This is a genomic window from Sphingomonas sp. SP5, from assembly GCF_058313455.1.
Genome location: NZ_JBZFLF010000001.1, coordinates 788,448 through 808,144 on the forward strand (window position 1 = coordinate 788,448; position 19,697 = coordinate 808,144).

Genomic DNA, 19,697 nt, shown 5'->3' on the forward strand with positions numbered 1-19,697 from the left:
CGGACCGCATCGGCCGCGCGCCGGGCGCTGCGATGCTCATGGGGAAGACGATGCGACCGCGGCCGATCCTCACCTCGATCAGGAAAAATTTACGATCATGACCGCAAATCCCGTCCGCCCTATGGAGCGCCCATGACCAGCGGAACGATCGGGCGCGTGCGGGCGCCAACCGGCACGGCGTCGCTCTGGCCAGCCGCGCTGCTGCTGCTCGCCTGGGCGGTGGCGGTGCGCTGCCGCGATTTCGGCAATCCGATCATCCATGTCGACGAACAATATTACCTGCTGGTCGGCGACCGCATGCTGCACGGCGCCCTGCCCTATATCGACCTGTGGGACAGGAAGCCGGTCGGCCTGTTCCTGATCTTCGCCGCCATCCGGCTGCTGCCCGGCGACGGCATCCTCGCCTATCAGCTGGTCGCGACGCTCTGCGCGGCGCTCACCGCGTGGCTGGTGGCGGCGGGCGGCATCCGGCTGGGCGCGAGCCGGACCGGCGCCCTGGTCGCCGGTGCCGCCTATATCCTGTGGCTGTCGCTGCTCAGCGGCCGCGGCGGCCAGTCGCCGGTCTTCTACAACCTGTTCGTCGCGGCGGCCGGCGTGCTCGCCCTGCGGCTGCCGGCACTCGCCGCCGCGGGCGCCCGGCGCGGCATCGTCGCCAACGGCGCCGCCGCCTGCCTGCTCGCCGGCCTCGCCATCCAGACCAAATATACGCCGGTCGTGGAAGGCGCGTTCTTCGGCCTCGTCCATCTCGTCTACCTGCGGCGCGCGGGCGCGGGGCTCGGGAGCATCGCCGCGGCGGCCTTGCTATGGGCGCTGCTCGGCGTGCTGCCGACGGCGGCGATCGCCATGGATTACTGGCGACGCGGACCGGAGGTGTTCGACGCCTTCTGGTTCTCGAACTTCGGGTCGATCGCGCTGCGCAAGGGCTATCCCGCCGCCAAGATCGCCGGCCGGCTGGCGGGCACCTCGGCGCAATTGCTGCCCTTCGCCGTCTGCGCCGTGCTGACCTGGCGCCAGCGGCCGCGCCTGCCCAAAACCCTCATCGCCTACGGCTGGCTGGCGGCGGCGCTGATCGCCTTTGCGATGATCGGCGCCTTCTTCGATCATTACGCCCTGCCGCTCCTGGTCCCGCTCGCCATGATCGCCGCCCCGGCGCTCTCCGGGCGACGCGGCGCAGCGGTGGCGCTGATCGGCTATGGGCTGATCCTGTTCGCCGCCCGCGTCGCCTTCGTCCCCACCGACGCCGCCTCGGCCCGCGCCGTGGCGCAGGTGATGCGCGCCAACGACCGGGGCGGCTGCCCCTATGTCTTCGCGGGCGACGCCATCCTCTACCATCTCGCTGGCGCCTGCATTCCCACCGCCTACGCCTTTCCCTCCACCCTCGCCTACGAGCCGGAACGCGGTGCCTCCGGCGCGGACGAGGTGGCGGAGGTCGGACGCATCCTCGCCGGCCGGCCGCCCGTCATCGTCACGATGGACGAACCCATGGCCCCCTGGAACCCGCAGACGCAGGCGATGATGACCGCCGCCCTCGCCCGCGACTATCGCCGGGTGCTCGCCGCCCCGCGCGAGGATGCGCACCTACTGGTCTATCTGCGCCGCGACCTGCCGCGGCGCCGGTGAGGCACTGCGGATCGCCGCCGTCCGCATCGTCTCACCAGCATGATCCGCCGCATCGCGCCTGCCGCCGCCGCCCTCCTCCTCCTGCCCGCCGCCGCGCCCGCCCAGACGCTGGGCGAGGATGCCGCCGCCTGCCGGCCCGGCCACGGCCCTGCGGTGGCGATCGACGTACAGGGCCTGAAGGATCGCCGCGGCCAACTCTGGATCGAGCTCTACCCCGCCACCGAGGCCGATTTCCTGCGCGACGACACCAGCCTGGCGCAGGAGGGCAAGACCTTCCGCCGCATCCGCTTCGCACTGCCCCCGGCCGGCCCGGTCGCCACCTGCATCCGCCTGCCGCGCGCCGGCCGCTATGCGCTGCTCGTCCGCCACAACCGCACCGGCAAGGACAAATTCTCCTTCTGGAGCGACGGCGCCGGCTTCCCCGCCGACCGCGCGATCGGCCGCGCCCGGCCCCGCGTCGAACAGGCGGTGATCGAGGCGGGCGGCGGCGTCACCCCGGTCACCATCCGCCTGCAATATCTGCGCGGCCTGCGCGGTTTCGCGCCCGAATGATCGACCGCCGCAACATGACGGCAACATGAACGCCGTGCGCGGACATATCGCGGCAAAGCAATGGCGCCAGGATCGGGGCACGTTTCCGGGAGAACGCGCTCATGCCCCACGACCATCACGATACCGCCCCGCCCCACGGCCATAGCCTGGCCGAGGACCTGCCGCTGCTCCACGCCCAGGTCGCACGCCGCCGTGCCCTGCAATGGTTCGCCGGCGCCGGCACCGCCGCCCTCGTCGCCGGCTGCGGCGGCAGCGGATCGGATGCGAGCGGCAGCGTCGCGGTGGTCAGCGGCAGCGGCACGGCCACCCCCACGCCGACCGCCACCGCCACGCCGACGCCCAGCCCCACCGCGACCGCCGCGGCCGGCACCTGCATCGTCGATCCCACCGAGACCAACGGCCCCTACCCCGCCGACGGCACCAACACCTCCTCGGGTTCGACCAGCAACGCGCTCACCGCCACCGGCATCGTGCGCAGCGACATCCGGTCGAGCTTCCTCTCGACCACCACCGTCGCCACCGGCGTCGCGCTGACGCTGACCCTCACCGTGGTCAACGTCAACGCCACCTGCGCGCCGCTCGCGGGCTATGCCGTCTACATCTGGTGCTGCGACCGGTCGGGCAATTACTCGCTCTACACCGCCGCCGCGGAAAGCTACCTGCGCGGCATCCAGGTCACCGATGCCAACGGCCAGGTGACCTTCACCCTGATCGTGCCCGGCTGCTATTCCGGCCGCTGGCCGCACATCCATTTCGAGGTGTTCTCCAGCCTGTCGACCGCCACCAGCGGCCGCTACGCCAGCCTCGTCTCGCAGCTGGCCTTGCCCGCCGCCGTGTGCAGCGCGGTTTACGCCGACACCACCGCCTATCCTGCCAGCGCCACCAACCTCGCCCGCATCACCCTGGCGAGCGACAACGTCTTCGGCGACAACACCGCCGCGCAGATCGCGCAGCAGACGCCGACGCTCACCGGCAGCCCGTCGGCGGGCTACACCGGCACGGCGGTGATCGGCCTGGCGCGGTAAAGCCATTGGCCCGCGCGCCAGCGCGCACTTGGCGGCGTCGTGCGGCTCGGGCTAAAGGCCCAGGCCATGACGCCGCCGACGCTCTACAACAGCCTGACGCGCAGCCTCGAGCTGTTCGCCCCCGCCGATCCCGCCGATGTGCGCGTCTATTCGTGCGGCCCCACCGTCTATCACTATGCGCACATCGGCAATCTGCGCGCCTATCTCTTCACCGACACGCTCGGCCGGATGCTGACGTGGAAAGGCTATGGCCTCACCCACGTCATCAACATCACCGACGTCGGCCACCTCACCAGCGACGCCGACGCCGGCGACGACAAGATGGAGGCGGCGGCCAAGGCGAGCGGCCGCGATATCTGGGCGATCGCAGACCATTACACACAGGCGTTCAAGTCCGATCTCAAGCACCTCAACGTCCGCGACCCCGCCCATTTCCCGCTCGCCACTGACCATGTCGAAGGCATGATCGCCTTTGGCGAAGCGATCGCGGACAAGCATTGCTACCGCCTGCCCGACGGCCTCTATTTCGACACCGCGACCGTCCCCGATTATGGCCGGCTCGCCGGGGTGCGCGAGGATGGCCCGGCGGAGGGCCGGATCGAGGCGGTCGAGGGCAAGCGCAATCCGGCCGATTTCGCCATCTGGCGCACCAGCGCCCCCGGCGAGCACCGCCAGATGGAATGGGACAGCCCCTGGGGCCGCGGCGCGCCGGGCTGGCACCTCGAATGTTCGGTGATGAGCCGCCGGTATCTCGGCGCGCATTTCGACATCCACACCGGCGGCATCGACCACCGCGAAATCCACCATCCCAACGAAATCGCCCAGAACCAGGCGTTCAGCGGCAGCGCGGACAGCGGCGCCACGCTCTGGATGCACAACAATTTCGTCGTCGACCGCGGCGGCAAGATGTCCAAGTCGGCGGGCGGGTTCCTGACGCTGCCCGCGCTGGTCGAGCGCGGCTTCCATCCCCTCGCCTATCGCCTGATGTGCCTCCAGGCGCATTACCGCAGCGAACTGGAATTTTCCTGGGACAATCTCGCCGCCGCGCAGACCCGGCTGAAGCGCCTCGTCCAGACCGTCGCGGCGCTGCGCGCGCGGGGCGAGGGCAAGGGCAGCGCCGCTGCCTCGCCCTATCGCGAACGCCTCGATGCGGCGCTGTCGGACGATCTCGCCACGCCAAAGGCGCTGCCGGTGCTCGACGAACTGCTCGCCGACAAGCGCATCGCCCCGCAGGACCGCCTTGCCGCGCTGGACGATTTCGATGCCGTCCTCGGCCTCGGCCTGCTCACCCTCGCGCGCGAGGACCTGCGCGTCCGCCCGGCGAGCGCCGGCATCGACGAAGCCGGCATCGCCGCCCGCCTTGCCGAACGGCGCGAGGCACGCGCCGCCAAGGACTTCCCCCGCTCGGATGCGATCCGCGACGAACTCGCCGCCCTCGGCGTCGAGGTGATGGACGGCGATCCGCTCGGCTGGGACTGGAAGGTCGCGCCGTGAAGGCGGTTCTTCCCGCCATCGCCCGCGCCCTGATCGAGCCGGGGTTGCCGGCGGGGATCGAGCCGCTGTGGTTCACCTCCCCCGACGAGGCGAAGGCGATGATCGCCGATGCCGAGATCGCCTGGGTCGACATGCAGCCGACCCGACTGACCGAGGAGGCGATCCGCGCCAGCGGCCCGCGCCTCAAATGGGTGTCGACCATCTATGCCGGCCTGGACGCCTTTCCGCTCGACCTGCTGCGGACCCGCGGCGTCACGCTGACCAACGGCGTGGGGATCAACGCCGTCGCAGTCGCCGAATATGCCGTGCTCGGCATGCTCGCCGCCGCCAAGCGCTTCGACACGGTCGTGCGCGCCGCCGACCGGCAGGACTGGCTGAAGGATGCGCCGGGCAAGGTCGAACTCGCCGACACCGCCGCGCTGGTGATCGGCCATGGCACGATCGGCCGGCTCATCGGCGAACGCCTCGCCGCCTTCGGGGTGGCGGTGACCGGCGTCACCCGCTCGGGCCGCGACGGCACGCTGACGCCCGACGCCTGGCCGCCGCGGCTCGGCGAGTTCGACTGGGTGGTGCTCGCCGCGCCCTCGACCGCAGCGACGCGGGCGCTGATCGGCGCCGCCGAATTCGCCGCGATGCGCCGCTCAGCCTGGCTCATCAACGTGGCGCGCGGCGACATGATCGACGAAGCCGCACTGCTCGCGGCGCTGGCCGACGGCAGCATCGCCGGCGCCTTCCTCGACCCCACCGACCCCGAGCCGCTGCCTCCCGGCCATCCGCTGTGGACCGCCCCCAATTGCATGATCTCCATGCACCTGTCCGGCCGCAGCCAGACCCGCATGTTCCAGCGCGGCGCCGCGCTCTTCCTCGACAATCTCGCCGCCTTCGTCGCCGGCCGCCCGATGCGCAACGTCGCCGACCTCGACGCGGGGTATTAAGGCGGCTGCGTCCATCCTGGCAACTCGATCACTAGGACACCTGCCCGAACCGTTCGTGCCGAGCCTGTCGAAGCACAGGTGAGACTTGTTGGTCCTACGCCATACCGGACCAGCGCATCGAACGATAAACTCAGATCACCCTGTCTCCGTTCGCCCTGAGCCTGTCGAAGGGCACCGTGCCACAAGCGTACTGTCCGTGGCAGCCCGCCCTTCGACAGGCTCAGGGCAAACGGATCAGGTGCAAAGCTCAGCGCTCCAGCACCAACCGACATCCAATCCCCCCGCCAGGGGGAAGATTGGATGTCGATCGGACATGAGGGAGGACACGACAGGATCACGAAGCGCCCCCCTCTACTCCAGCGGCCGCTCCGCCTCCGCCACGATCCCCGGCACATAAGGCCGCGGCGCATCCGCCGGGATCCGCGCGATCTCCGCCTCCAGCGCCTTCGCCCGCGCCGCCGAAGACGGATGCGTGCGGCTGCGGAACAGGCCGCCATCCACATCGCCGCCATGCGCGCGCCAGAAGCGCACCGCGATCTGCGGATCGTAGCCGGCATTGCGCAGCAGATACAGGCCGAGCAGGTCCGCCTGATCCTCGGTCAGCCGGAACAGGCGGCCGTTGCGCCCCACCTCCGCCAGCAGGCCGCGCTTCACCCCCGCCGCGTCCAGCCGCTCGCGGTGCCGCAGGATGTTGTGCGCCATCTCATGCGCCACCACCACCGCCACCTCGTCATCGGTATAACGTTCGAAGAAGCGCACGCCGATCTGCACGATGCGGCCATCGGCGGAGGCCTCCATCTTCGGCCCCAGCAGCACCTCGAACGCGCTGCGGCAACCCGGCGAGGCGGCGATGCGCACCGACCGCCTTTGCCCGTCGCGCAGCAGCGTCACCGCCAGCGGCTGCGCCGCCGGCAGGCCGGCGACCACCTCCACCGCCGCATCGCGCGCGGCGCTGCTCGTGTCCTTGCCCGGCGCCGCGCCGTCCAGCGTCGCCCCGTCGACGCCGACGATCGAATCGCCGGGCCGCACCCCCGCGGCGGCGGCGGGCGATCCCGGCACCACCGCCTCCACCGCGATCGGCGTCTCGAACCCGAAGCTGCGCCGCGCCTGCTCGCGCAACGCCGGATCGTACTGCCCCAGCGCATGGATCGCCCACCCCGGCGTCGGCGCCAGCCGCCGGCACAATGCGGCATTGGCGGTGGTCAGCCGATAGGCGATCGCCGCCATCCGCCCATCGACATCGCGCAACGCGGCAAAGGTCGCCGCCGCATCCTGCTGCGCCGCCACCGGCACGGGCGCCAGCACAAGGGCCAGCGCAGCGAACACACGAAAACAAGAGGTCATGCGCCGCCTTCTATGCCGGGACGCTCCCGCGGAAAAGCGACGCGGCCCCTCGCCCGCGCTATTTCATCGCACCGGAGCGATCCTCCTGCGCGCCTCGGCCCGCAAGCGCTCACCACCGCCTCCGCGCCCGCCGCCCCCGTGCCCGTGTTCGCCGCCCCCAAGCGTTCCTTCATTGCGTAAAGGCCGTTTTGGGCGCATGTCGCGCAGCGTTGCAATGCCGAAGGACGAAACGAACATGGCCGCGAACTGGGCCCCCGACAGCTGGACCAAGGCCGAAGCCCGCCAGCTGCCCGATTATCCCGATGCCGCCGCGCTGACCCGCGCGACCGACCAGCTCGCCGCCTTTCCGCCGCTCGTCTTCGCCGGCGAGGCGCGCAACCTCACCGCGGAACTTGCCGAGGTCGCGGCCGGGCGCGGCTTCCTGTTGCAGGGCGGCGATTGCGCCGAAAGCTTTGCCGAGCACAGCGCCAACAACATCCGCGATACCTTCCGCGTCATCCTCCAGATGGCGGTGGTGCTCACCTGGGCGTCCAAGCTGCCGGTGGTGAAGCTGGGGCGCATGGCGGGCCAGTTCGCCAAGCCGCGTTCGGCGCCGACCGAGACGATCGATGGCGTCGAGCTGCCGAGCTATCGCGGCGACAACGTCAACGACATCGCCTTCACTCCGGAAAGCCGCATCCCCGATCCGCAGCGGATGATCCGCGCCTATTCGCAGGGCGCCGCGACGCTCAACCTGCTGCGCGCCTTCGCGCAAGGGGGGTATGCCAATCTCCACCAGGTGCACCGCTGGACGCACGATTTCATGGGCCGCAGCCCGTGGAGCCGCAAATATGCCGAAACCGCCGACCGCATCGGCGAGGCGCTCGAATTCATGGCGGCGTGCGGCATCGATCCCGAAACCGTGCCGCAGCTGGCGCAGACCCATTTCTACACCAGCCACGAAGCCTTGCTGCTGCCGTTCGAACAGGCTCTGACCCGGCAGGATTCGCTGACCGGCGACTGGTACGACACCAGCGCGCATTTCCTCTGGATCGGCGACCGGACCCGCTTCGAAGGGTCGGCGCATGTCGAGTTCCTGCGCGGGATCGGCAATCCGATCGGCGTGAAATGCGGGCCCAGCCTCGATCCCGATGCGCTGCTCCGCATGCTCGACACGCTCAATCCGGGGCGCGTGCCGGGTCGCATGACGCTCATCACCCGCTACGGCTATGACAAGATCGCCGCCCACCTCCCCCGCCTCGTCCGCGCCGTGACGCGTGAGGGGCATCCGGTGGTGTGGAGCTGCGATCCGATGCACGGCAACACGGTAAAGGCCGTCACCGGCTACAAAACCCGCCCATTCGACCGCATCCTCGCAGAGGTTCGCGACTTCTTCGCCGTCCACCGCGCCGAAAACACCCACGCCGGCGGCATCCATGCCGAGATGACCGGGCAGAACGTCACCGAATGCACCGGCGGCGCGATCGACGTGACCGAACAGAGCCTGGCAGATCGCTACCACACGCACTGCGACCCCCGCCTGAACGCTGGCCAGAGCCTGGAGATGGCTTTCCTGCTGGCCGAAATGCTCAACGCCGAGATGGCGGAGCGCCGCAAGGCCGCCGCCTGAACACGCGGCCATCCGGGCCTGATGCAAGGGGCGTCGAGAAAGACGCTTGACGCCCCCCGCCCCCACGCCTAGACGCGCCCCTCCACCGCACACGGCCCCTTCGTCTAGCGGTCTAGGACGTCGCCCTCTCACGGCGAAAACACGGGTTCGAGTCCCGTAGGGGTCACCAGCCGCAGAAATCAGCCATTTTTGGTTGGGCGGCGTGAAGCGGTTGCCCCCGCAATCGGAACGATTTTGCCCCCGGTCACCCGCTGGGCCGCGCCACGGGCGATCATCAGCGCCCGTGCACGCTTGCCGTAGTGCCGCACCATCTCGCTCGACATGCCCAGGATCGAGCCGACTTCGGTGTCGCTGAGCCCGAGCTCCAACAGGTAACAGCAGGCGTTCTTGCGCAGGCCGTGGAACGAGAAGGTCGCATCGGCCGCGATCACCTCGCGCGCGACTAGGTCCGCGTGGACCTCGCGGACCGCCTCCATGGCCATGAGATCCCGCAGGCGCGCCTGGATGGCGCCGGTCGTGTTGAACGGCGCGCCGCTGCGCTCGTAGAGCAGCGTCGTCGATCGGCGGGGCAGCTTCTTCAGTTCGTCGAGCCAGAAGGGGTGCATCGGCACCGCGACGTCCTTGCCCGTCTTCTTCTGGGCGAACTCCATGATGCCGCCCTCGATCCAGCCGTACTGCATCCTGATGCAGTCGCTCACGCGTTGTCCTGAGCACAGGCCGGTGACGATCGCGAGGCGGGTCATGGGCGTGGCCTCCTCCAGCGCGACCCGCAGCAGGTCGGCGGGCCATGGCTCATGCTCGCCGAGCTCCAGCCGCTTGATCCCGGACGCCGGGTTGTCGGCGCGCATGTCGAGACGGGTGGCGTAGGCGAGCAGCGCGCGCATGACGCTCAACCACGCGTTGGCCTTCCTCCGCGCCACGATGGAGGCCTTCAATGCGTCGACCGACAGCGCCACGCCCGAGGTCGTGCCGGTCGGCCGGGTGCATCTGTCGAAGGACACGCCCGCCGACTGGTTTGAACAGGCGACCGCCGAGACGATCGACGTCCGCATGGTCCACGGCGTGCCGGATCGCCGCTGGATCGTCATGGCGGGCCGGCAGAACCACTATCTCGATTGCCGCGTCTACAACATGGCGGCGGCCGAGAAGCTGATGCTCGATACGCTCACCGAAATGGACTGGCTGATCGATCGCTCGCAGACGATCCGCGTTCGCTTCAAGGGGCGCGACGAGGAGCAGGGCTTCGGTCGGGTCCGGTTGGTCGAAAACGTCAGCGTCGCGCGCATTCGTAGCTGGGAAGTGGACGAGGTCGAGGTGGGCTACACCTTCTACATCGAAGCCGGTCCCAACGTCGGCATGTACGAAGTCACGGGCAAGCCGCTGCTGGACGCGAAGGGCGTCTGGCATTGCGATGTCGAGCAAGGCCCCTCCGGCGCGCGGCTCGGTGAACGGCATCACCGTGGGTTCCGACCAGCCGATGCCCTGGCTCATCGGCGAGACCTATTACGGCGGTAGCCGCGAGCAGCAGGTCGGTTACGGCCCGACGATCGACAAGGTACCCAATCCCTATGCGCTGATCGTCGACGTCTATTCGGGCGCCGGGCCGGTCGAGGCGCTGGTCGACTGTCAGGCCGACTTCGTATCTCTCGGCATCCCGCCGGGCGGCGGGGCCGCGACGGGCTATGCCGGTGGCTTCCTGTGGGCAGCACGGCAGTTGGGCGCCGTGCCCGAGCCCTCCGCGCTGACGCCCCGCTGGGCGGGCGCACCGGGCTGGGGTGCCGACTACCGCCTGTCGGGCTATGCGGCCATCGCCTGGTCGTTGCTGTTCGACAAGAAGGGCAAGGTGTTCGCCTCCGGTGTGCCGCAGCTCGGCGCGATCTGGCGGGGTCAGAAGGCATGGGATCCGCGGCAGGATGCGACCTACGCTGGCGGCGCCGGTGGTCAGCGCTGGGCCGCGCCCCACAGCACGGCGGCCCATGACGCGGCGCGGGCGACGTGGACCTATACGGCGTGTCCTGGGCTCAACGCGCTGAAGTACGCGCTGGGCGCATGGCATCGCGACCCGCGTGTCGGCGGATCCACTTATCAGAAGGTCGGCGGCATCGGCCTGCCGATCGATGCGGTGATCGTCGAGGACTTCGTCCGGCTCGCGAACGTCTGCGACGCCAACGGCTGGAAGGCTGGCGGGGTGGTCTTCGAGCCGGCGATCGGCTCGACCTCCACCCGGTGGCAGAACCTGAAGGACATGCTGGCCGCGGGCGGCGCGACGCCGTGCTGGCGGAACGGGCGGCTCGGCCTCAAGATCAGCGCGCCGCGGATCGCTCTCGACACGATCACCGCGGCCGACCTCGCCGACGACGAGACGGTGGTCGCCTCGGGGCTGGGCTGGGAGGAGCGGCTGAACACGCTCATCCCGAAGTATCGCTCGCGTGACCACAAGTGGGAATATGTCGCTTCGACTACGCCGGTCAGCATCGCCACGCAGGTTGCGATCGACGGTGAGGTCAAGCGCGAGGAGCGCCAGTACAACCTCGTCCAGGACAAGGATCAGGCGGCGCAGCTGTGCGCCTATGAACTGCTCGACCGGCGCGAGCTCGGCGAGATCGAGCTCGTCGTGAAGCCGCGCCTGCGTCGCTACGGGCCGGGCGACCTGCTGATCGTCGACCTGCCCGAGGAGGGGCTGGTCAAGCAGCCGTGCGTGATCCTGAAGAAGTTGCCGATGCCGGAGCGCATGGCGTGGAAGTTCGTCCTGTCGGGCGAGACGCCGGAGAAGCATGCGTTCGCTCTCGGGCGGACTGGCGTGGCGCCACCCATTCCGGCGCTGCGCTCGACCGAGGCGTTGGACGGCGTGGCGGCGCCGGTCGAGGACACCGCGGCGCTGCAACTCGCCATCGCCACGTCCTTCCCGTTCGGTCTGGCGATCACTGCGGCGGCCGACGGCTCGATCACGATCAGCAACCATGTCCGTCGCTACACTGACGGTCATGCCGACGTTGCAGTCACCGGCACCGTCCTTGCCACTGGATTGACGTCGGGCAGCTTCCGAGCCCTCGGCTATGATGACGCCGATCGCCTGGGAGGCGCGGTGACGTATCTGCTCCAGGAGGACGACATCGACGCCCGCGCGGCGCCGGAGCATCCCGGCCGGCACTACCTGGGCTATGCGATCATCCCGACAGCAGGATCCCCGCCATCCAGCGGTGGCGGGGCGACGCCGCCCGGCGGCCGCTGCCCGACGGTCGACACGCCGATCCTCATGGCGGACATGAGCGAGAAGCCGGCCGGCGAGATCGTCGTCGGTGATCGCGTCTGGACGCGGCACGAGACGACGCTCGGCTGGGGCTTCTACCCTGTCGAGGCGGTCGAGATCGCCGACAGCGACGATGTGTGGACGGCGACCGTCGGCGGGAAGGTGCTCCGGGCGACCGGCGACCACCGCGTCTACGTTGGCCAGTGGGTGACGATCCGCGATCTTCCCGGCGCGTCGCGCGTCCCGGGGACGCTGCAGATTGTGAAGATCACCGTCACCGGCGCCCACACCTACGTGTCGAACGGCATCCTCAGCCACAACATCAAGTCGGCCGATCCCTCGATCGATCCCGACGCCTGACCGGAGACATCGATGTCGAATGTCGCGTATCTGCCGATCGAGGCGGATCGATACGGCGCGTGCGTGCGCCAGATCTACATCCGGGGACTGGACCTCACCGGCATCGCCATGCGCGCGCAGGTGCGCCTCGCCGGAGACACGCCGGGCGCGCCGCTGGTCGACCTCCAGACGGTCACGAACGGCAACGCCGAGGGCCTGCGCCTGGTCAGCGTCGAGACCGTCGACGGCCTGCCGATCAGCCACGTTGAGCTCGTCATCAACGAGACGACCATGGAAGGCCTGCCCTATGCCGGCGAGCTCGGTAGCGCGACCGAACTGCTGTGGGACTGCCAGCTGGTCCTCGCCGGCCGCAAGCAACGCATTGCCCGCGGCGAGTTCACGATCACCGGCGATGGCGTCACCGGAGCGGACTATGCTCCGGCCAATCGGCCGCAGGCGTGGTCGCGCAGCTTCTCGTCGACGTCGGGCATGCGCGCGGGCGCATCGCTGACCTTCGGCGACGAGATCAGCGAGGTGACTATTGACGGTGCGAACCTCGTCGCTGCCCAGGTCGATCGCGCCACCAACGCGCAGGATCGCGCCGAGGCGGCACAGGGCCGCGCCGATCTCTCCGCCGGGGCGGCGCAGGGAGCAGCGCGCTACTTCACGAGCCGGGCAGCGGGTGAGGCCGCAAGCATCGCCAATCAGGCCTTCGCAACCGATGACGGGGCCGGGAACGTCATCTACTATCGGCGAACTTCCGGCGGATCGACCGAGATCGGCCGCGCGGTCACTCCCGCAGGCTTATCCGCAAGTGACGGATCGTCGCGGGTCGGGTTCAAGTCGGCACAGCCAACCGCAGTCGCACGGACAGCGCTCGCGAAGGCGCGCGACCTGGTCAGCGCGAAGGACTTCGGCGCCAAGGGCGACGGCGTGACCGACGACACGGCCGCGATCCAGGCCATGCTGGATTCGGGCGTGACCGATGCGTTCTTCCCATGGGGGCAGTACCTTCACCGGGCTCTACAGATCACCACGGCCTACCAGCGTCTATGGGGCGCCGGCGCGCAGCTGATCCGCGCAGATCCGAATGCAACGATCGCGGTAAAGGCGCGAGGCGTCCACTTCAACGACCTGCGCATCGGGTGCCAGACGACGGGCATGGCCGGCCACAACGTCACCGTCACCGCCCCGGACTTCCGACACAAGGACACCGAGAACATCGGATGCCTCGGCCGCCCGTACCTGTTCCTGAACTGCGGCGGTGGCATCATCCTGAACGGCGGCAAGGTGCAGACCCCCTGTCGGTCGGCTGCGGCTTCCTCTGGATGACGCTCCACATCCTCGCCGAGCCCATGGTCGAATTCCAGCTGCGCAAGGCGCCGCTGCCGGTTGATATGTGGTCCCGCTGGCCCCAGCTGCGCCGCCCCGTGCTGATCCTGATCGTCAGCCTTTTGATGGCGACTGCGGCTGTGAGCCTGCGCTGATGAAGGCGGGGGCAATCTCCACGGCGCCGGGGGTGACGGTGCCTGTCGTTTGGTCCTTCCTTGGCTACCACTTTCCTGCCGGGAGCATGATCGTCGGGCTGCTCGCCTGCCTCATGATCCGGCTTTTCATTACGCTCGACACGCCGGGTCCGAAGCGCTGGCTGCTCGACGCGATCGTCACAGGGCTGGCGATGCTGGTCACTGCGGTGTGGATCGCCGAGCATCAGGTCGACCTCTTCGCAGCGCTCGGCACGGGGGGCACGGCTGGTGCGATTGGCGCGGGCATCATCAGCTTCTTCAAGCGCCGCGGGCAGAGCGCGATCGACGCCTTGGATGCCGCTCTGCCCGGAAAGCCCGCCGTGCCGCCTGAGATGACGGCCACACTGCGAGAGATCGACAAAGCGGGCTGACGCGCCTCGCGACAACCGACCAGGCCGAACGCGAGGCGCGGGCCGTGAGACTGGAGGAAAACACGGCCTTGGCGAAGATACGCCTCGCAGCCGTGCGTCGCAATCTGTCCTGAGAAGAACAGCGCCGACCGGGTTTGACCCACCGGCCGGCGCCGGATCGCTGCCGAGCGGCTGGCGCGATCTGCGAACTTAGATCGCACCACTCCTGACATAGATCAACCGAAAGGATCATCATGCCGATGACGCCTGCCGCCTTCGCGCGCGACTTCATCTTCCGCTGGGAGGATGGGCAGTCCACCGATCCCAACAAGACGCACTCGCTCGATCCGACTGACAACGGCAACTGGACCGGAGCCAAGCAGAACATCGGCGTGCTGGTCGGATCGAACCACGGCGTAACGCCAGCCGCTCTCGCTGCCCACCGCGGCGTCCCCATCGCCCAGATCACGCGATCGGTAATGCGGGCGCTGACGATCGCAGAGGCGGCCGACATGGCGCTGATCCGCTACTATGAAAACCCACGCATCTCCCTCCTGCCATGGAACAGGGTGACGGCGTCGATCCTCGACTTCGGCTGGGGTGCCGGTCCTGAGCAGGCGATCAAGCTGCTGCAGCGCATGCTGGATGTTCTGGACGACGGTAAGCTCGGCGCGGTTACTGCGGGGGCTTATGCCAGCCTCATAAAGGCGCAGGGCGAAACCTTCGTTGCTGGCGCTTGGTGGACGATCCGCGACGCCTTCTACGAGCAGATCATCGGCACCCGGCCGGTGAACGCGAAGTACGAGAAGGGTTGGGACAACCGGTCACGCTACTTCACGCCAGGAGATGCCGGCGGATGGTGGGGCCGGTTCGCCGCCTGATCGCGGCCCGATTTCACAACAGGAGACGACCATGAAGAAGGTACTGGTCGCGGCACTCGCCGCGGCATCGCTGACGCTCGCCAGCTGCGCAACCATGCCGACGGCCGGCCAGATCGCGCCGCAGGTCCAGCGGGCCCAGGAGGCCTACGACCGCATCGCGCCGGCCGTCGAGATGATCCTGCCGTTCCTGTCGCCGGAGCGCGCCGCGCGAGTGCGGCTGGCGATGGCGCTGGCGGAGCGCGCGCTGCTCGCCGCCCGCACCGCGGCCACGGCTGCCGAGCGCGTCGCCGCGCTGAAGCAGGCGGAGGCCGCCACCGCCACCGTCGAGGCGGTCACCGCCAGCTGATGCCCCGCCACCCGATCGCCGGCCTGATCTCCGGCACGGCCGTGTCGCTGCCGGTCTGGGCGGCGATCGGCCTCATCCTCCTGCTCACCTTCTGAAAGGACCCGCCCCATGGCGAACAAGCTCTACCCCAAATACAAGCAGGCTCTCCTGACGGCAGGCGTGAACCTGGTCACCGGTACGGTGAAGGCGCAGCTGGTCGACACCAGCGCCTATACCTATTCGGACACCCACAGCTTCCTGTCCGATATCCCGACCGCTGCCCGCTACGGCACTGCCGCCACCCTGGCGAACAAGACGGTCGTCAACGGCGTGTTCGACGCGGATGATGCGCTCTTCACCTCGGTTCCGGCCGGCGCCGCCGGCACCACCGACAAGGAAGAGGCGATCGTCCTCTACCTCGACACCGGCACGGCCGGAACGTCGCAGCTGATCTACTTCATCGACACGGCGACGGGCCTGCCGGTCACGCCGAACGGCGGCAACATCGTGGCCTCCTGGGACCCGGCCGGGATCTTCTCGCTCTGACCTTGCGGCGAAAGGACGCATCTATGGTCGTACAGATCGTGCCGCCGGTCGCGGCGGGCTACGTCTATCGCACGCGCATGCAGGTGACCGGGGAGGAACCTGTGTTCCCCCTCGGCTGCCAGCTGCGTGCGCAGGTGCGGCCATACGATGGCGGTCCTATCGCTGGGACGCTCACCACGGAAAACGGCGGCATCACGCGGGTAGACGATCAAACGGTCGACCTCGTGATCCCGGCGGAGGTGACCGGCCGCGTCCTGAGCCGAACGAAGGTGGCGCTGGTGGACCTCGCACGCGTTGACCTGGATCCTGACGAGTGGGTCGGCGTGAAGGTCAGGCTGCCGGTCATCACCCCTGTAACCGCTCCCGTCTCGGAGGCCTGATGCGCATCATCGAGGTCAGCCGTGTCACCGGCGTGGCGATCCTTTCCGTCGCGCCGGGGCTGACGGCCGTCTTGCTGCCGGTCCCGCGTGACGAAGGCGTGGGGCGGCTGACGATCCGCCCGGCGTGCCTGCCGAGCGGCGCCGGGGCCTATGTTCCCTCGCTGCTCGCGGGGCTGGTCGCCGTCGCCCCTGCCGCTCTCGCGGCCAGAGCTACCGCCTATTCGCCGCGCGTCGTTCCGGCCGGGTCGGCGATCCTGCCGCCCGTCCTGTTGCCGACGTCGCTCGTCCGCGCGCCATCGGTGACGCCGGGCGGCGTGGCAATTGCGCCTGCGACCCTGATGAGCGGTGCCGCCATATATGCCCCCGTCGTGCAGGCGCCGGCCGCGGGAGCGATCCTGCCACCCGCCCTCGGCGCCACCGCGCTGGTCTACCCGCCCGTGGTGCAGCCCGCTGCCGTGTCGCTGCAGCCCTCGCTGCTGGCATCCCTCGCCACAACCTATTCGCCTGCGGTCCAGAGCGTTCCGGCCGGCACGATCCAGGCGCCGTTCCTTGGCACTGGGTCAGCCAACTATCCGCCAGCCGTCCAGCCGGCAGCCGTGACGATCCAGGCGCTGCTGCTCGCCTCGACGGCCGCGTTCTACGCGCCAACCGTGCAGAGCCTCGCTGCTGGCCTGATCCAGCCGGCCGCGCTCGGCTCGAATGTCGTGACGCCGTCGCCCGTGCTGGTGACGGGCGCCGTCACCGTCATCGCGCCTGCGCCGGCCTCGGGCGCCATCCTCTACGCGCCTGCGCTCCAGCCGGGTGCCGCGACGGTCGCTCCAGTGGCTCTCGCATCGGCCGCCAGCTTCTACGCGCCGTCTGTGCTACCTGGCGCGGCCACCGTTGGGCCGGGCATGAAAGCGTCTGGCGCTACCATCTACAGCCCCAGCATCCAGCCAGGGGTGACCAGCATCGGTCTTGGGCTGCTTGCGCCTGGATCGCTGACATACGCGCCGACGGTCGCCGCTTCCAACCCCTACGACATCATCCTCGTGCGTGGCGACAGCATCAGCAACAACGTATCCAACGCCGAGACGCAGGACACGGACGTTGCAGGCGTCAGCCAGTGGCGCACTCGCGCACCAGCCGGCATCAGCACGGACATAACGCCGCTCGACAGCGGAACCCCGCAGGAATCCCAGCCCAACCCCAATCCCTATTCTCCGATCAACAACATGGCAGCGGCCTATACCGCCCGCACGGGGCGCCGGGTGCTCGTCGTGCTGAACGGCTGGAATGGCTCTGGGTACAACAATAACGCTTGGTCGGTCGGCGGGACCTACCACGAAGAGTTCGTCACCAAGGCGCTCGCCGCGATCAACGGAGCCAAGGCTGTCGACGCGACGAGCAAAGTCGTGGCGATCGTGGAAATCCTTGGCACCAATGATGGAGGCATGGACAAGGCGACCTTCAAGGCGCGCAAGGCCGCTGCCGTCGCCGATGTTCGGTCCCGCGTTCCCGGCGCCGCCAGTGTTCCATACATTCATGTCGGCCAGCTGCCGGAGAACGTCTCGACCTCCGTCAATGATCGCCGTCCGATTTGGGAGGCCATTCAGGAGATCGCCTCCGAAGATGCCAACGGACGCTTCGTCGCTATCCGGGAGGGCTTCAACTCGGGCGATTACGTCCACCCAAGCAACGCCGGCGAGCGCGCGCTCGGCGCCGATCTGGACGCGGCGCTTGCGGACATCATCGCGCCGACGATCACGACATCTGCTTCGATACCGGCAATCGATGGCGCGCCAATCCAGATCCCGCTGACTGCCAACGAGTATATCGGCAAGTGGGAACTCATCGGCACCGACGCCGCGCTGTTCGAGATCGTCAAAACCTATGGAGCAGGCGGAACGGCTAACATCGAGGCGGTTCACCCGAGTTATACCTTGCAGCTGATCGGCAATGCGAACGCCAGCTACGCAGACAAGCCATCCTATAGCGTATCGGCCAAGGCGACGGATGCAGCCAAGAACCCGAATACGAAGCCGCTCACCATCTCGGTCGGCAAGCCTTACGGCGTGGGCGACAACGGATCGATCACAGCGACCCATATCGCCGGTAAGTACGTGTTCGGTAGCAAGTCGAGCCCGTACACCGTGCCGGGCGGCTTTGATATCCGGGCCGGGCTGAACTTCTTCCTCGCCCGCTATGATGGCGTCGCCACGCAATTGACCGGCGTAACGATCAACGGCGTCACTGCCAAGCTGGTCGCCCGCGGGTCGAACCTCGAATGCTGGTCGGCGGTTAGCAGTGCGGATGTTGCCGCTGCCCCGGTCGTGCTGTCCTTCGCAGGCGGCGGCTCGATCGGCGGGGGCTCGTTCCAGATGATGGCCGTCACTGGGACCAAGCGCGACCCCGTGTCTGTCGACATCCAGCCCGTCGCCAGCCGGCAGAACATGTCGAGCGCATCGGCCACCGTGCCGACGAACGGCGCTCTGCTGGCGCTCGGCCAAGGCCCGGTCAACGCGACTGGAGGCGCCGCGACAACGGTCCTTGGCCGCAACGACGACCCCACGAGCTACAATTACTTCTCGGCCGTCCGCACGAGCACTGGCTCCGTCAACATCGCTGGCACGGCGGCCAACGACACCTTCATGGTCACGATGCTCTTCGAGAAGTCGGCATGACCTGCATCTGCCCCAGCTGCGGCTACAGCCTGGAGCGGGATCAACCGATCGTTGATGGACCGTTTCGCTACGATCCATCAACGACCACCTTTGAGGTCGCCGGGGAGGCGCTGCCCTGTCCGCCCCAAATGCGCGAGATCCTGGGCGGCGTCATGCTCGCGCGCGGCCGGACGCTGACCTATGACGCCATCGCCGGGCGCCTCGGCTACGACGGTGACGCCCCGCAGAAGCTGATCCACACCCTGGCGTCGCGGGCGCGGCGGTTGATCGAAGCTCGCGGGCACCGGCCGCCCTTCGTCATGGTGCATGGCATCGGCATGCGCTGGACCTCGGCCGGCTGACGATTGGCGGCCGCAAGGCGCTTAGCCCCGGCCGGACCTCAGCCGCCAGATCGCCAGCCTCTCGTCGCCATCAATGAAGCGGCGAGCGACCTCGCGGAACTGGGCTTTTCGCACTGTTTCGCTTGACGCCGAGGACGCTCAACTAGCGAAGCACGAGTGATTCATATATTTGCGATACTCTGCGGCGAGCATTTTGGACTGTCTATTGACCGTCTGCCTCTTTGCATGACCACGATGTATGCCCAAGGTGGATATACGGTTTTCGATCGAGCGCCTTGTCCGTCCCATGCCGCGTGCGATGTCGTCTAGATTTTCGCCGGCCAAGTAGCCCCTGCGAAGTTCGGCATCCTCGTCACTTGACCACGGCATACGTTGCCTCGGCGCTATCTGTGCATCTCATCAGGCTGCGCTATCGGCAAGATGGTCGACAGCAGGTTAACGCTGGCCTGACGGTGACAAAAAGGAGGGCCGCCGAAGCGACCCGAGTTCTTGGTGTCACGGAAGGGAGATGTCGAAC

General features: G+C 68.6%; 19 protein-coding genes and 1 tRNA gene. 18 read left to right on the plus strand and 2 right to left on the minus strand.

Annotation, left to right across the window (positions count from 1 at the left end):
* Nucleotides 1-132: 132 nt before the first annotated feature.
* The 5 genes from AC4GY7_RS03550 to AC4GY7_RS03570 all read left to right on the plus strand — a co-directional run bounded on the left by AC4GY7_RS03550 (nucleotide 133) and on the right by AC4GY7_RS03570 (nucleotide 5,626).
* Nucleotides 133-1,620, plus strand: a complete 1,488-nt coding sequence (locus AC4GY7_RS03550) for a hypothetical protein (protein ID WP_491112021.1) — start codon at nucleotides 133-135, stop codon at nucleotides 1,618-1,620.
* A gap of 39 nt (nucleotides 1,621-1,659) precedes the next feature.
* Complete coding sequence (locus AC4GY7_RS03555) at nucleotides 1,660-2,172, plus strand: DUF2141 domain-containing protein (RefSeq protein WP_491112022.1); 513 nt, start codon at nucleotides 1,660-1,662, stop codon at nucleotides 2,170-2,172.
* Between the two features lie 101 nt (nucleotides 2,173-2,273).
* Nucleotides 2,274-3,197 carry an intradiol ring-cleavage dioxygenase gene (locus AC4GY7_RS03560; protein ID WP_491112023.1) on the plus strand — a complete coding sequence of 308 codons (924 nt, stop codon included), beginning with the start codon at nucleotides 2,274-2,276 and terminating at the stop codon, nucleotides 3,195-3,197.
* A 66-nt stretch (nucleotides 3,198-3,263) separates the two neighbouring features.
* Nucleotides 3,264-4,691 carry a cysteine--tRNA ligase gene (cysS, locus tag AC4GY7_RS03565; RefSeq protein WP_491112024.1) on the plus strand — a complete coding sequence of 476 codons (1,428 nt, stop codon included), beginning with the start codon at nucleotides 3,264-3,266 and terminating at the stop codon, nucleotides 4,689-4,691.
* Nucleotides 4,688-5,626 carry a D-2-hydroxyacid dehydrogenase gene (locus AC4GY7_RS03570; RefSeq protein WP_491112025.1) on the plus strand — a complete coding sequence of 313 codons (939 nt, stop codon included), beginning with the start codon at nucleotides 4,688-4,690 and terminating at the stop codon, nucleotides 5,624-5,626. The genes cysS and AC4GY7_RS03570 overlap by 4 nt, the downstream gene beginning before the upstream one ends.
* Nucleotides 5,627-5,977: 351 nt before the next feature.
* Here AC4GY7_RS03570 and AC4GY7_RS03575 read toward each other — a convergent pair whose 3' ends face one another.
* Entirely contained in the window at nucleotides 5,978-6,970 is a 993-nt protein-coding gene (locus AC4GY7_RS03575; RefSeq protein WP_491112026.1) for a M48 family metallopeptidase, read from the minus strand.
* Nucleotides 6,971-7,205: 235 nt separating this feature from the next.
* On the opposite strand from AC4GY7_RS03575, the gene AC4GY7_RS03580 reads away from it, so the two are divergent.
* Nucleotides 7,206-8,579 carry a class II 3-deoxy-7-phosphoheptulonate synthase gene (locus AC4GY7_RS03580; RefSeq protein WP_491112027.1) on the plus strand — a complete coding sequence of 458 codons (1,374 nt, stop codon included), beginning with the start codon at nucleotides 7,206-7,208 and terminating at the stop codon, nucleotides 8,577-8,579.
* A 93-nt stretch (nucleotides 8,580-8,672) separates the two neighbouring features.
* A tRNA-Glu gene (locus tag AC4GY7_RS03585) sits at nucleotides 8,673-8,748 on the plus strand.
* A 10-nt stretch (nucleotides 8,749-8,758) separates the two neighbouring features.
* On the opposite strand, the gene AC4GY7_RS03590 is transcribed toward AC4GY7_RS03585, so the two are convergent.
* Nucleotides 8,759-9,463: a tyrosine-type recombinase/integrase gene (locus AC4GY7_RS03590; RefSeq protein ID WP_491112028.1), complete on the minus strand. Its 705-nt coding sequence runs from the start codon at nucleotides 9,461-9,463 to the stop codon at nucleotides 8,759-8,761.
* Between AC4GY7_RS03590 and AC4GY7_RS03595 the strand changes: the two genes are divergently transcribed.
* From AC4GY7_RS03595 to AC4GY7_RS03645, 11 genes are all read left to right on the plus strand, one after another.
* Nucleotides 9,462-10,094, plus strand: coding sequence for a head-tail joining protein (locus tag AC4GY7_RS03595; RefSeq protein ID WP_491112029.1), 633 nt, complete (start codon nucleotides 9,462-9,464; stop codon nucleotides 10,092-10,094). The two genes, AC4GY7_RS03590 and AC4GY7_RS03595, sit on opposite strands and share 2 nt — an antisense overlap.
* Complete coding sequence (locus tag AC4GY7_RS03600; RefSeq protein WP_491112030.1) at nucleotides 9,991-12,189, plus strand: Hint domain-containing protein; 2,199 nt, start codon at nucleotides 9,991-9,993, stop codon at nucleotides 12,187-12,189. Before AC4GY7_RS03595 ends, AC4GY7_RS03600 begins: the two co-directional genes overlap by 104 nt.
* 63 nt (nucleotides 12,190-12,252) lie before the next feature.
* A complete protein-coding gene (locus tag AC4GY7_RS03605) occupies nucleotides 12,253-13,500 on the plus strand; it encodes a glycosyl hydrolase family 28-related protein (RefSeq protein WP_491112031.1) in 1,248 nt (415 codons plus the stop codon).
* Nucleotides 13,497-13,655, plus strand: a complete 159-nt coding sequence (locus tag AC4GY7_RS03610; RefSeq protein ID WP_491112032.1) for a hypothetical protein — start codon at nucleotides 13,497-13,499, stop codon at nucleotides 13,653-13,655. Before AC4GY7_RS03605 ends, AC4GY7_RS03610 begins: the two co-directional genes overlap by 4 nt.
* Entirely contained in the window at nucleotides 13,655-14,065 is a 411-nt protein-coding gene (locus AC4GY7_RS03615; RefSeq protein WP_491112033.1) for a hypothetical protein, read from the plus strand. The genes AC4GY7_RS03610 and AC4GY7_RS03615 overlap by 1 nt, the downstream gene beginning before the upstream one ends.
* A 239-nt stretch (nucleotides 14,066-14,304) precedes the next feature.
* The gene (locus AC4GY7_RS03620) at nucleotides 14,305-14,925 is read left to right on the plus strand and encodes a glycosyl hydrolase 108 family protein (protein WP_491112034.1); all 621 of its coding nucleotides are present in this window, start codon (nucleotides 14,305-14,307) and stop codon (nucleotides 14,923-14,925) included.
* Between the two features lie 31 nt (nucleotides 14,926-14,956).
* Nucleotides 14,957-15,271, plus strand: coding sequence for a hypothetical protein (locus AC4GY7_RS03625; protein WP_491112035.1), 315 nt, complete (start codon nucleotides 14,957-14,959; stop codon nucleotides 15,269-15,271).
* A 108-nt stretch (nucleotides 15,272-15,379) separates the two neighbouring features.
* On the plus strand, nucleotides 15,380-15,796 hold the full coding sequence (locus AC4GY7_RS03630) for a hypothetical protein (RefSeq protein ID WP_491112036.1): 417 nt from the start codon (nucleotides 15,380-15,382) through the stop codon (nucleotides 15,794-15,796).
* A gap of 23 nt (nucleotides 15,797-15,819) precedes the next feature.
* Nucleotides 15,820-16,176, plus strand: coding sequence for a hypothetical protein (locus AC4GY7_RS03635; RefSeq protein WP_491112037.1), 357 nt, complete (start codon nucleotides 15,820-15,822; stop codon nucleotides 16,174-16,176).
* Complete coding sequence (locus AC4GY7_RS03640; RefSeq protein WP_491112038.1) at nucleotides 16,176-18,839, plus strand: SGNH/GDSL hydrolase family protein; 2,664 nt, start codon at nucleotides 16,176-16,178, stop codon at nucleotides 18,837-18,839. The genes AC4GY7_RS03635 and AC4GY7_RS03640 overlap by 1 nt, the downstream gene beginning before the upstream one ends.
* Nucleotides 18,836-19,180 carry a hypothetical protein gene (locus AC4GY7_RS03645; RefSeq protein WP_491112039.1) on the plus strand — a complete coding sequence of 115 codons (345 nt, stop codon included), beginning with the start codon at nucleotides 18,836-18,838 and terminating at the stop codon, nucleotides 19,178-19,180. The genes AC4GY7_RS03640 and AC4GY7_RS03645 overlap by 4 nt, the downstream gene beginning before the upstream one ends.
* Nucleotides 19,181-19,697 lie beyond the last annotated feature (517 nt).